Consider the following 534-nt stretch of genomic DNA (forward strand, 5'->3'; position numbering starts at 1 on the left):
ACATAATACTCTTTGTGTATCAACGAATTACTGGATTGACCATTTACATTTAACATCCGATGACGTCCTATTCATGGCGTCAACATTTGCTCATCAAACTGGATTTGGTTATGGGGTGAGGCTACCAACTCATTTTGGGGGTACAGGTGTTTATCAAGACGTTTGGAATCCGAATGAATTTATTGAATGGATTGAGAAGGAGAAGATAACGTTTACAGCGGGTGCGACTCCCTTTCTGCAAGATATGATTCAAATGGAGGGAATAGAAACGTACAATCTTAACTCATTCCGAGTCTTTGTAGCTTTAGGCGCCCCGATTCCAAGGCAGTTGGTGAAAGAAGCGGCGGAAAAAGTACGGTTCAAAATATTGTCAGGATGGGGACAAACAGAAGATGGCCTAGTGACCTTGACGAGACTCGAAGATTCAGCAGAAAAACTGACAAATACCGATGGGGTTCCATTTCCGGAAATGGAATTGAAAGTAGTGAATTTTGAAGGGAAGATCTGCGCTCCAAATGAAGAAGGTGATTTACT

Annotated in this window: 1 protein-coding gene; it reads left to right on the forward strand. The window is 41.9% G+C overall.

Going from position 1 to position 534, the window contains the following annotated elements; genetic code table 11:
- Positions 1-73: 73 nt before the first annotated feature.
- A partial coding sequence (locus tag AC1DUW_RS32155; protein ID WP_477644627.1) for an AMP-binding protein occupies positions 74-534 on the forward strand: 461 nt, incomplete at its 3' end.

Source organism: Peribacillus sp. P4_C12 (assembly GCF_056402095.1).